This window comes from Aquiflexum sp. (genome assembly GCF_977115555.1).
In genome coordinates this window covers 1-11936 of the sequence record NZ_CDSBKL010000097.1, presented here as the reverse complement: position 1 = coordinate 11936, position 11936 = coordinate 1, and the positions used below count along the sequence as shown (strand labels likewise).

General features: G+C 40.0%; 14 protein-coding genes. 6 read left to right on the top strand and 8 right to left on the bottom strand.

Annotation, left to right across the window (positions count from 1 at the left end):
* The first annotated feature begins 61 nt into the window (after positions 1-61).
* On the top strand, positions 62-505 hold the full coding sequence (locus ACZFYI_RS08070; protein ID WP_462523613.1) for a DUF2306 domain-containing protein: 444 nt from the start codon (positions 62-64) through the stop codon (positions 503-505).
* Positions 506-652: 147 nt separating this feature from the next.
* Here ACZFYI_RS08070 and ACZFYI_RS08065 read toward each other — a convergent pair whose 3' ends face one another.
* From ACZFYI_RS08065 to ACZFYI_RS08050, 4 genes are read right to left on the bottom strand one after another with little or no spacing between them, the layout of a single operon-like run.
* Positions 653-1270: an NADPH-dependent F420 reductase gene (locus ACZFYI_RS08065; protein WP_462523612.1), complete on the bottom strand. Its 618-nt coding sequence runs from the start codon at positions 1268-1270 to the stop codon at positions 653-655.
* Between the two features lie 50 nt (positions 1271-1320).
* The gene (locus tag ACZFYI_RS08060; RefSeq protein ID WP_462523611.1) at positions 1321-2262 is read right to left on the bottom strand and encodes a bestrophin family protein; all 942 of its coding nucleotides are present in this window, start codon (positions 2260-2262) and stop codon (positions 1321-1323) included.
* Between the two features lie 4 nt (positions 2263-2266).
* Complete coding sequence (locus tag ACZFYI_RS08055) at positions 2267-3046, bottom strand: DUF481 domain-containing protein (RefSeq protein ID WP_462523610.1); 780 nt, start codon at positions 3044-3046, stop codon at positions 2267-2269.
* Positions 3043-3813 (bottom strand): type 1 glutamine amidotransferase domain-containing protein, encoded by a 771-nt coding sequence (locus tag ACZFYI_RS08050; RefSeq protein ID WP_462523609.1) that lies wholly within the window; start codon positions 3811-3813, stop codon positions 3043-3045. The genes ACZFYI_RS08055 and ACZFYI_RS08050 overlap by 4 nt, the downstream gene beginning before the upstream one ends.
* Positions 3814-3953: 140 nt before the next feature.
* Here ACZFYI_RS08050 and ACZFYI_RS08045 point away from each other — a divergent pair, with 140 nt between their 5' ends.
* A complete protein-coding gene (locus ACZFYI_RS08045) occupies positions 3954-4304 on the top strand; it encodes a winged helix-turn-helix transcriptional regulator (protein WP_462523608.1) in 351 nt (116 codons plus the stop codon).
* 63 nt (positions 4305-4367) lie between these two features.
* Here ACZFYI_RS08045 and ACZFYI_RS08040 read toward each other — a convergent pair whose 3' ends face one another.
* From ACZFYI_RS08040 to ACZFYI_RS08025, 4 genes are read right to left on the bottom strand one after another with little or no spacing between them, the layout of a single operon-like run.
* Positions 4368-5351, bottom strand: a complete 984-nt coding sequence (locus tag ACZFYI_RS08040) for an MlaD family protein (protein ID WP_462523607.1) — start codon at positions 5349-5351, stop codon at positions 4368-4370.
* Positions 5351-6109 carry an ABC transporter ATP-binding protein gene (locus tag ACZFYI_RS08035; protein WP_462523606.1) on the bottom strand — a complete coding sequence of 253 codons (759 nt, stop codon included), beginning with the start codon at positions 6107-6109 and terminating at the stop codon, positions 5351-5353. Before ACZFYI_RS08035 ends, ACZFYI_RS08040 begins: the two co-directional genes overlap by 1 nt.
* Positions 6102-6899 carry an MlaE family ABC transporter permease gene (locus ACZFYI_RS08030; RefSeq protein ID WP_462523605.1) on the bottom strand — a complete coding sequence of 266 codons (798 nt, stop codon included), beginning with the start codon at positions 6897-6899 and terminating at the stop codon, positions 6102-6104. The genes ACZFYI_RS08035 and ACZFYI_RS08030 overlap by 8 nt, the downstream gene beginning before the upstream one ends.
* 53 nt (positions 6900-6952) lie before the next feature.
* Positions 6953-7318, bottom strand: coding sequence for a response regulator (locus tag ACZFYI_RS08025; protein WP_462523604.1), 366 nt, complete (start codon positions 7316-7318; stop codon positions 6953-6955).
* Positions 7319-7748: 430 nt separating this feature from the next.
* On the opposite strand from ACZFYI_RS08025, the gene ACZFYI_RS08020 reads away from it, so the two are divergent.
* The 4 genes from ACZFYI_RS08020 to ACZFYI_RS08005 are packed head-to-tail and all read left to right on the top strand — an operon-like array spanning position 7749 to position 11879.
* Positions 7749-9125, top strand: coding sequence for a TIGR00341 family protein (locus ACZFYI_RS08020; protein WP_462523603.1), 1377 nt, complete (start codon positions 7749-7751; stop codon positions 9123-9125).
* Positions 9126-9137: 12 nt separating this feature from the next.
* Positions 9138-9602, top strand: a complete 465-nt coding sequence (locus ACZFYI_RS08015; RefSeq protein ID WP_462523602.1) for a YciI family protein — start codon at positions 9138-9140, stop codon at positions 9600-9602.
* Positions 9603-9658: 56 nt separating this feature from the next.
* Entirely contained in the window at positions 9659-11002 is a 1344-nt protein-coding gene (locus tag ACZFYI_RS08010; protein ID WP_462523601.1) for a sugar porter family MFS transporter, read from the top strand.
* On the top strand, positions 10995-11879 hold the full coding sequence (locus ACZFYI_RS08005; RefSeq protein WP_462523600.1) for a carbohydrate kinase family protein: 885 nt from the start codon (positions 10995-10997) through the stop codon (positions 11877-11879). The genes ACZFYI_RS08010 and ACZFYI_RS08005 overlap by 8 nt, the downstream gene beginning before the upstream one ends.
* The last annotated feature ends 57 nt before the right edge of the window (positions 11880-11936 follow it).

Genomic DNA, 11936 nt, shown 5'->3' with positions numbered 1-11936 from the left:
CAAACTTTAACCCCTCCAGCCGATCACCCCGAAGCATATCATTTCGGGCGGTATTGCCATATTGGTTGGATGGATTCAGTTTAACCAAAAAATACGTACAAAATGGACGTACATGCATCGGACCATTGGTAAATTCTATTTCCTTTCAGCAATCTTATGCTCACTATCAGGAATATATGTTGGGTATTTTGCCACAGGTGGGTGGATTGCAGCTGCCGGGTTTATTTCAGTAGCTTGTATCTATTTTTATACCTCACTTCTGGGATTTCTTAGCATTAAAAAAGGAAAGCTCATTTCACATCAAAATTTCATGACATATAGCTATGCTGTTTGCCTTTCGGCAGTATCCCTTAGACTTGCTACACCGGCAGCTTATCTCCTCAACTTAGACTATATATCTTCTTATCAGGTTATCGCTTGGGCAGCTTGGATACCAAATTTGGCGATAGCCTATTTGATAAATAAAAGCAGAAGATCCAAGTCACAAATTCAAAACTCCTTTTGATGTATCATATATCATTTTCATCATATAAAGAATTTTGAAAATGATATTTTTGATTTCGTGTAATTGACTGATTGAATATGCTTTGATACAAACAGAATGGTTTGAATCTGGGAACCAATTTTGGTTTGACCTTATCCGGATACCAAATTACCTTTTCAAAAGCTTAAACCCGATATCCCTCCCCTGTCCCTGCATCATGGCGAGGTTGATCCAAAAAAATGCAAACTGCTCCATCAGTCCAAACTTATCATTACCTCCAATATCGTAGCAAGCTGCAAATCCGGCGTCTTTTGCAAGTTGGATTGCTATGGTTTTTCCAATTTTGCTGTCACCCGCTGTAAACATATCTAAAGTCAAATCACCATAATTCGGATTGGCCATGTTGTTGAATCCCGTAGTATTAAAACATTTGACCACATCTCTTGTCGCTGTATGCATAAGAATGGCATCCGCAGTATTGGTAAATCCCTGTGGGCCTCTTCCCATCACCACATTCATGGTATCGATGATCACCTTTCCTTCTGTATCTCCGAGTGCTTGGGCGACTTCCACCGCAGCAGTTGCGGGTACAGCAACCAATATTACCTCAGCTGCTGAGACAGCTTCTTTGATGCTGTGCACGGAAGTATTCGGATTGGAAAGCAGTTCTTTCCCTTTGAAATTTGATGGATCTTTGACTCCCAAATAAATCCTGTGGCCTGCTTTCGCCCATTTGGTAGCTAAAGTTCCACCTACGTTTCCTGTTCCTATGATGGCTATATTCATGGTGTTATATTTATTTACTTCAATTAATTTAGACATAAAATCCTCAATATCTAGAAAAGGTATCCATTTTCAGGTTCAAGCTTTTCAGGTAAATTTTTCCCCTCCAGCATTTCCAATAAATCCCTTTCAACGGTATTGCACAAGGCACTCATCGGGACATCGGTAATCTGATTTTCAAATGGGTTTTCGTTGGCAGCACCTGTTTTTTCCATGATGACAAATACCCCTGAAACTATTACAGAAAGCGGGATGACCATCCAAGACTGATTTGGAGCAGATGTGAAAAAACCCAAGATTCCAAAAGGCAACAAAACCGAAAATACCAAAACAAACATCCTGGTGAAAAAATCATATTGCCGTGGAAGAGGAGTGTTTTTGATTCTTTCACAAGCACCTTGATAGTTGGCCAATGCGAGTAACTGTCCTTCCATCTGAAAACTGTCAAATCCGCCCAAAGTACCATTTGCCATCGCTGTGTAGATCTTTTTCCCTATCAGCAATTGGAGGAAATTTGGCTTGTTTTGGAAAGAAAGCAATTGCCGGAAATCAGCCTCTTCCATATAAGTTTTCAACAGCTCCCATTCTTGTTGGTTGCGGAGGTGAAGCCTAAGGGAATGTGTCCAGGCAATAGATAAATTGAACAATGTTTTTTTGAAGTCCTCGCTCCTTTGTTTTTCATAATTGGGCTGATGGGAATGGCTGTCTGTAAATGTGATGACCAATCTGGCAAAAACCCTGCTTGAGTTGACTATCCCACCCCAGATCGTACGGGCTTCCCACCATCTCGCATAGGAGGAATTATTTCTGAAGGCTACAAAAATCGCTAAAGCCGAGCCCAATATTCCAATCGGTGCGAAGTTCAGGGCGAGAAATTTCCAACCGAAAAAGTAAAAAAATATCCAAACTGCAAATGACCAAACCAAGACCAGATACATTGGGGATTTGATGTATTGCCATACTTTGAAAGGACTGAAATTCTTCTTTACAATCATTTTTTTAAAATTTTTTGATTTGGTAGCTTAATCCAAAACTGAAAATTGAATCTCTTTGAAGCACTTTTTCTGCCACTACATTTTCAAATCCCAAGAGATAATTCGCATTCATATTCAATCCCTTCCAAACCGGAAGATCCATACCGATATTGACTTGGTATCTGAAATTCTTACTCCGCAGCAAATGCGGTTGCCAAAAAGCATCATAAAACACCGTCAGCTTCTTTTCCAAAATCCGGTGGATTCCCCTCAGATAAATAGACTGGCGCCAAAGCCGGATATTATCTTTCCCGTCAAATTCCGGGAAATTGAATACTTGGCTGTCAAAAACAGACGATTCATAAATGGTATTGGTGGATAATTTGACCGAATGCAATTCAGTCTGCACCACCTGCCAAGTCAACCCTATTCCGGCAAAATATCTATGATCGATCTTCCTTCGGAAATTGGTGGAAACATAACCAATGGCATAGGGATAAAATTTATTTTGGGGTTTGAAATAAAGATAGTTTCTGCTGAAAATATCCTGGTCGGCTTTTTTCTCAAAAAACTCCTGGTAAAGCAGGCTGTTTTGGGTTTTGAAAATGAAGTCAGGATTGATCCGAAAAAGAAAATCCATTCTTCCCCGGACCATTGCCATATTAACATTTCCTTTCTGTCTATTACCATTCAAAACAAGCCTAACCTGGGTTTTTGCTGAGTCGCTCTCATCCAATTGGGCTTGGGTTATAGTGACAGAACACCAAATCAGAATCAGAAACAAAAACCAGGGCCTGAAAATCATGGTTTCCCATCAAGCAGTTCCACAACCAATTCCGCAGCTGCAGCACCGGAGTTTTGTTGCTGACCTGTCACCAAATTTCCGTCCTGTATCGCAAAAGAGGAAAATGGCGCCGCTACTTTAAAATTTGTCCCGGAAATTTTCCTTGCTTCTTCCTCTATCCTGTAAGGCTGGATTTTCATACCCACAGCCTGATCTGCATATTCTTCTTCAGCATCAGCAAATCCCGTCCAGGTTTTGCCTTTGACCAAAAGCTCTCCATTGGATTTTTTTAGTTCCAAAAGCAAGGTTGTGGAATGACAAACCGCCGCAGAAGGTTTCCCTGATTCAAAAAATCCAAGGAAAAGTTTTTCAAGTTCAGGGTTTGCTCTGAAAGTATACATTGGGCCCTGACCTCCGACCAAAAAAATGGCTGCATAGTCTTCTGGGTTAACTTCCGTGAGTTTTTTGGTATTGGACAACATTTCATTAAACCAATCCTGTTGCATATAGCCCAATGAAATCACGTCATGCGCTGAATAACCACTCGGGTCAGTTGGATTGGAATAACCATCCATCTCCAACGGACCTCCTGCTGTAGATACCAATTCCACCTCATAACCGGCTTCCTGAAAAACGTGGAGCGGATGAGTCATTTCTGCAGCCCAAAAACCAATCGGCCAACCTGTTTGCTTCGAAATTGTCGGGCTACTTGCCACCATCAGAATCTTTCCTTTAGATGGCATCCCGTGACTGTGGACATAATGCTGTACTTCTTTTACCTGTGACATAAGTATTTTATTTGTATGGGTTTTGATTTTAATAATTATGTCTCAAATTTGATTTTATATAGTCTTTAAATCAATATACTTACCAATAAGAACTATACACACTTTTTGGAAAGTAATGGAAAATTTCAACCTAGACGAACATGCCCGATTTTCTGTTTAACAAAAAACTCTATTACAATCCTGTGGAATTTGCCATGGACAGGATAGGTGGAACCTGGAAAATGCCGATTCTTTGGCGTCTTCAGGATAAGATTATGCGCTATGGTGAACTCAAAAAGGACATTCCCCATATTACCCACAAGATGCTGACAAGCCAACTGCGGGAATTGGAGGAGGAAGGATTTATAGAGAGAAAAGTTTATCCGGTTATTCCTCCCAAAGTGGAGTATTCAATCACCGAAAGAGGATTGAAATCCATTCCGATCATCGAAGTAATCAGGAATTACGGGCTGGAATTGATGGAGGAGATGGGAATCAGCCACCAAAGTTAAAAAATCAAAAAAGCCTTTCCGATAATAAAATCAGAAAGGCTTTTGAAGTCAAAGTTTTAATTTTTATTTATTCCCGGCTGCTTTTGCTTCTGCTTTGGCTTTTTTCTTAAATCCATTTCTGAATGGCCATGTATATGGCAAGGCTTCCAAACCCCTATTGAGGTTTAATGTCGCACTGTCTACGTTCACCATAGTACTTTTTAGGTTATTCGCAAACTCTTCATCATTCAAAAGCATTCCTGCCGGATTGTTTTTATCATTCAATTTATCAGCCACAGTATTGAGGTTATTTGTCAAAACTTCTACATTTTCTGATGTTGCTTCAAGCCCATCAACGGTAGATCTCAATTTGGCAAAAGTCTCTTTATCATGTGTAATATCGTAAAGGAGTGTTCCTTTTTCATTTAGACCACCGGTAAAGGTACTGATGTCCCCCATCATTTTATTGCTTTTGGCAGAAGCGGCCTCCAGATTTGAAAGGGTGTTTTTAAAATTTTCAGCAATTACGCTATCAGTCATTACAGCACCGACTATGCCTTTTCCTTCCGCTATTTTGGTAGTGAGTACTTTGAGGTTTTCCGTGATGGTAACCAGGTTTTTGTTATTCTCCTGTAACGTTGCCATCATTTTATCAGTATCAAGAGGCATTTCAGCAGTCAACCTATCCCCATCTTCGACAGCAGGGGCCTTGGTTGTTCCGCCATAAATGACGATGATTTTGTTACCTATAAGGCCGTCTGATCCTATGGTTGCTTTGGAATCTTTGCGGATATAGTCTTTGACTTTGTCCTCGACACTCATGACGATTTCGACCTGAGATTCCCCATAGAAATTGATTTTCCGGACAGTACCGATTTTCACACCGGAAAACCAAACATTGTTTCCAGTCTGTAATCCTCCAATGTCATCGAAAACAGCATTCAGTTTGATGCTCCTCACAAATTTTTTCTGCTGACCTCCCATGGTAAGGACTCCGGCGATGAAGATGATGATCCCGATCAGAACAAAAACGCCTACGATCACGGATTTTTTATTGTCATTTCTCATTATCTGATAAAATTATAGTCGTAAAATGATTTCACTTGTTTATCGGTAGCCTCTTCAAAAACCTTTTCAAAGGTCCCGATTGCTTTAAAATGTCCCTTGATCAATACAGCCATCCTGTCACCGGTCTGCTTGGCGCAGGTAAGGTCGTGCGTGATCACGATGGAGGAGGTTTTATACCTCTCTCTTACTTCATTGATCAGGTTATTGATTTCAATGCAAGTCACAGGATCCAAACCGGCTGTAGGCTCATCATAAAGCATGATTTCCGGATTGAGAATCAGGGTCCTTGCAATACCAATCCTTTTCTTTTGACCTCCCGAAAGTTCTGAAGGCATCTGATTGATAGTATTCGGCAAAGCTACTGCTTCAAGAAGTTCTTCTACTTTGAAGTTAATCTCTTTTCTCGTCAGGTTCTTTACATTCCTTACCAAAGGGAACTCTAAGTTTTCCCTCACGGTCATGCTGTCATACAATGCCGATGCCTGAAATGAAAATCCAATCCTCAACCTGAGTTTGTTCAATTCTTTCACATCGAGTTTTAATGTATCAATTCCAAATATATTGACTGTTCCTTCATCCTGTCGGAGCAAACCCACCATGATTTTGATAAGTACTGACTTTCCGCTACCGGATTTCCCAAGGACGACAAGGTTTTCCCCTTTATACAGATCCAGATCCACATTTCTTAAGACATGGTTTTCACCAAAGGATTTAACCAGGCCCCTGATCTCTACGACTTTTTCTTGCTCGTTATGCATATCGGATCGCATTTACAATTTGCATGATCAAAAGCTCTTCTACAAAAATCAGGAACATAGACATGACCACAGCTGCATTGGCTGCCTGTCCAACACCTTCTGTCCCTCTGGATGAATTATATCCTTTATAACAGCCCACTATTCCTATCGTAAATCCAAAAACCAAGGATTTGATGACTGAGGAGAAGATATCCAAAAATGAAATCGCCTCAAAAACCTGAACAAAGAAAGTAGATAAACTAACGAGCTCACTGGCGTTGACACTTACAAAAGAACCCATCAATGCCACAAAATCTGTATACATGACCAAAACAGGGATCATGAATGTTGCTGCCAAGGTGCGAGTAATTACTAGAAATTTAAATGGATTGATCGCAGACACTTCCATGGCATCAATTTGCTCAGTTACATTCATCGACCCTATCTCGGCCCCGATACTTGAACCAACCTTTCCTGAAGCTATCAAAGCCGTAACCAATGGTCCCAATGCTCTTACAACTGCTATAGAAATCAAGGAAGGCAACCATGAGGTTGCACCAAATTCGGCCAAGGACGGTCGGGATTGATTGGTAAATACAATACCGATGATAAAACCTGTCAGAGATATCAGCGGCAGGGACCGATAACCGATTTCATAACATTGCCTCAACACTTCTTTAAACTCATAAGGCGGAAACCACACTTCTTTAAAAAACCTTCTGACGAATACAAAAGCCTTAGCCATTCCAGAAAAAAAGTCATCCAAATTTTTGGAAATAACCGGCCTATCTACCTTCTTGATTTTTGACATAAATATTTAAAATTCAATTTATAAATCTAAACAAAACCTATCGCATCCAAAGGTTATATTCCCAATATTTCGGTTAAAACTTCATTGCTTAATGGCTTGACCAAAAAGCCTGAAACTTGTGGATAAGCCTGACTCTTGACAACATCCATGGGATCCATTGAGGATGTCAGCATTTTGACCTGGATATTTTTGTTCATTTTGTTGAGTTCATCCAAAAAATCCCAGCCCTGCATTTCAGGCATATTGACGTCAAGTATCAATAGATCTGTGTCATTTTCCTTCAGCCATCCCAATGCATTATAAGGATTTTCGAAAAATAAGAGATCGATTTCAGGATTGATTCTTAAAATATTCTTGCGGTTGATCATATGTTGGATCTTGTCATCGTCCACAAAAATCAATTTGCTGATTGGCTTCATCATTTGGTAAAAAGAATAATATTAACACGCTAATTATAATTACAAACAACCTTCCCTCACAACATAAGTCTATGAAAATTTTGAAGGGATTCAATAAGTATTTGGGTTATACACAAATATAACAACTTAATCTACTCAGCACTGAAAGTTTTTGATTAAATGAATTTTTAGTCTTATCTAATTTTTTTAGGGAATACATATTTAGATAAATCTAAAAATAGCTTATCATATTTAAAATGAGTCACTTATGTACATTCATATAATTTGATAATTTCATTTCTTCTTTGTTATCCCCTACTCTATTTTTTTCTATATTTCATTTTCTTTTTTTATAGTATAGACACTTAAATTGGCTTAATCCAAAGGAAATAAATCAATTTTTCTTAATGGTTTTTTTCTTAGATTGGCACCTTAAATCTAACCTATTGCCATGAAAGAAACCCCTAAACCGAATCGGCACAGAAACAGGATTTTTTCACTTTTAATATTTTTCAAAGACAGGTTTGACCTCCATGAGGGCAAAGAAGACGAGCTTGAAACCATTGTTTATATCGGAAAGAATGTGGAGTTCAAAGGGGCTAATCTATGGATTTTGATTTTTGCAATTTTGGTGGCATCTGTTGGGTTGAATGTAAACTCCACAGCTGTGATTATAGGAGCCATGTTAATATCCCCGCTGATGGGACCCATCATGGGAGTGGGACTTGCGGCAGGTATAAATGATTTTGAGCTACTCAAAAAATCCCTAAAAAATCTCGGTATTGCTGTTGCCATCAGTATCATCACTTCCACATTATACTTTTCTTTTACCCCTTTGAGTGATGCCCAATCCGAACTTCTGGCGAGGACAGAGCCTTCGATTTGGGATGTGTTGATCGCATTTTTTGGAGGCTTGGCAGGCATTGTCGCCGGCTCCAGAAAGGAGAAAAGCAACGCCATTCCGGGTGTAGCCATAGCGACAGCCTTGATGCCACCTCTCTGTACAGCAGGATATGGCCTTGCCACCGGAAACATCTATTATTTCTTTGGTGCATTTTATCTCTTTTTTATCAATTCTGTTTTTATAAGCCTTTCCACTTATCTGATCGTGAGGTTTATGAAATTTCCCAAAAAGGAATTCATAGATGCTAAAAGAGAAAAAACCGTACGTACTTACATTTCCATCTTCACCTTATTGACAATTATTCCAAGTGTATACCTTGCTTACAATATTGTCACCAGAACATTTTGGCAAAAATCAGCTAAAGAATTTGTAAACACAGAGTTTAACTTTTCTGGAACGCAGGTGATCTCCACTAATTTTATTTATGATTCAGACAGCAGTATTATAGAAGTTTCACTAATCGGAGATAGAATCGAAGAAGGAAAGATTACCGAAATCGAAAACAGGCTCAGTACATTCAAATTGGATAGAACATACCTCAAAGTAAGACAAAGTGGAGACAATGGAATGGACATCAATATACTCCGCTCTGATATTCTCAAAGACCTTTACGAAAGAAACGAAGCGCTGATCAAGGATAAAGACAAGAAAATAGCACTTTTAGAAAGGGAACTCAATGAATTTAGCTACAGTAGCAGTCAGGTAGCAGATATTGCAAAAGAAGCAAAAATCCATTATGTCAACCTGGATTATTTTTCTCTGAATAAGTCTATTATTGCCAACCTAAAGGAACAAAGGCAAGACACCTTGCTTTTGGCTGTTGCCAAATTCAACAAGGCCCCATCCAATCAAGAAAAAAACAAGTTCCAAAGTTGGCTTAAATTAAGAACCAAAGCAGATTCCATTTCCATCATCATCCAATAAAGCTTTTCTGACATGAAAAAATATTTGATCTTCTTTCTCGTCCTCTATATTTCGGCAATTTATTCAGATCTAAAAGCCCAAAGCGAAAAATATGACGCTGAACTTGCCAACAAACTTGGAGCAGATGATCTCGGTATGAGAAAATATGTCATAGCCTTTCTTTATTCAGGAGATCGGGTGGCGGAATATTCCAAAGAAGAAAGGGCTGAAATCCAAAAAGGGCATTTGGCCAACATCAGCAAATTAGCAGATATGGGCAAACTTATTTTGGCAGGTCCATTTTTTGGAAACGAAGCAATGCGCGGCATTTTCGTGTTTGATGTCGCTTCTATCGAGGAAGCCGAGACACTGACCAATACTGACCCTTCCATAAAAGCAGGAGTATTGAAAATGGAATTGAAGGAATGGTATGGATCAGCGGCATTGGTCCTGATACCTGAAATCCACCAAAAAATCCAGAAGACAGGTTTTGATTAATCTTTTTTAATCCCATACTTCTGTTTAGTTTTAAAGGCTAACCCAAAAACCTATTTATGCAAAGTAAAAACTACGTATTGTTCTTATCCATCACAGCAGCATTGGGTGGATTTCTTTTCGGATTTGATACGGCAGTGATATCTGGAGCTGAAAGGGATATCCAAAAACTATGGAATCTAGATGATTGGAGTCATGGCATGGCTGTGGCTGTGGCTTTATACGGTACAGTTTTCGGGGCTTTGTTTGGGGGAATTCCTGCTGATAAATTCGGCCGGAAAAATTCCCTGATTTGGATTGGTGTATTTTATCTCGTTTCGGCTTTAGGTTCTGCGCTAGCCAATGATGTCAATACATTTATGTTTTACCGTTTTCTTGGTGGCTTGGGAGTAGGTGCATCCTCAGTCGTGGCACCGATGTACATTTCCGAAATCGCCCCTGCCAAGAGAAGGGGGCAGTTGGTGGCTCTTTATCAATTCAACATTGTTTTTGGTATCCTGATGGCCTATTTCTCCAATTACCTGATCGGGACAGCCAATGTCGATGAAGCCTGGAGATGGATGCTGGGTGTGGAGGCCATTCCGGCTTTGATCTACAGTGTTTTGATCATCAAGGTACCGAAGAGCCCAAGATGGCTGATCGCCAAAAAACAGGATTATGACACCGCGAGGGAAATTCTCACGAGAACTGATCCTGATGGTGTAGATGAAGCTATGAGACTAGCCATTGAAGAAAGCAAGGAAATCAAAGGAAAAATCTCAGTATCTACCCTTTTCAATCCGAAATTCAGAAAAATCTCCTTTTTCGCATTTCTGATGGCCTTTTTCAATCAGATGTCGGGAATCAATGCAATCATCTATTTCGCCCCGCGTGTATTTGAATCTGCGGGAATTTCAACAGAAGATGCCTTGTTCTCGACCATCGGGATCGGTGTCATCAATCTCGTGGCGACCATGCTTGGACTTTATCTTATTGACCGGATCGGAAGAAAAATGCTGATGTATATCGGCTCAGTGGGTTATATCATTTCTCTTTCACTGATGGCATACAGCTATTTCGGCGGGTTCATTCCTCCACAGCTTCTCCCCTATTTCGTTTTCGGATTTATCGCTTCTCATGCCATTGGGCAGGGATCTGTGATATGGGTGTTCATTGCAGAGATTTTCCCCAACGAACTAAGGGCATTTGGGCAGTCATTGGGTTCTTTTACCCATTGGATCTTGGCTGCTGTCGTGGCGAATGTTTTCCCGTTTTTTGCCAATACCTATGGGGCAGGAAATATCTTCGCCTTCTTTGCATTAATGATGGTGCTGCAATTGCTTTGGGTTTTCTTTAGAATGCCCGAAACAAAAGGAAAATCATTGGAAGAAATTCAAAAAGAACTACAAAAAAGCCATGTCTAAAAAAGTCATATGTTTTGGGGAAATGCTTTGGGATTGCTTTCCTGACCATGAAATCCCCGGTGGGGCTCCAATGAATGTCGCCCTTCATCTCAATCAGTTAGGGCTCAATGTCCAAATGATTTCACGTTTGGGAAAAGATGATTATGGAACAAAATACCTTGATTTCATCAATTCGTATAATTTCCCATCAACCTTGGTCCAAGAAGATGCTGAACACAAGACCGGGACAGTAACGGTACATAATGAAGACCCGGAAAACATTAAATACACCATCGTTTCTCCGGCAGCTTGGGATTTTATCGGTTTTACTGAGGAAAACAAAAACGCCGTAAAAAATGCCGATGCTTTTATTTTTGGAAGCTTGGCAGTGCGCAATTCCGTGAGTTGGGAGACTTTGTACCAATTGCTACACATGCCAACTTTGAAAATTTTTGACATCAACCTCAGGGCACCGTTTTTTGATTTTGAGAAAATAGAACTTATGCTTGGGTTTACTGACATCCTCAAGATCAATGAGGACGAATTGGAAATCGTTTCGGATTATTTCGACGTGCCTTCTGATGTTGAAAGTTGCTGTAAGCTTTTGACTACCCACTTCCCGATCAAAATGGTATGCGTGACCTTAGGTTCCAAAGGAGCGATGATCTACCAAAACAAAGAAATCATCAAACATCCCGGCTACAAGGTCAAAGTAGAAGATACTGTCGGTTCAGGGGATGCTTTTCTTGCAGGATTTGTCAAAACCTATCTACAGGGTAAATCGCCTAACGAGATACTCGATTTTGCCTGTGCAATGGGAGCATTTGTGGCAACCAAAAAAGGTGGGACACCTAGGTATGAAGAAGGGGAAGTTTGGAGGGTCGTAAGAGATCAGTGATCACTGAATCAAAACCCCTTCCTGATCGTCTCTCCTATCTCTGCCAATTCCTCTTTG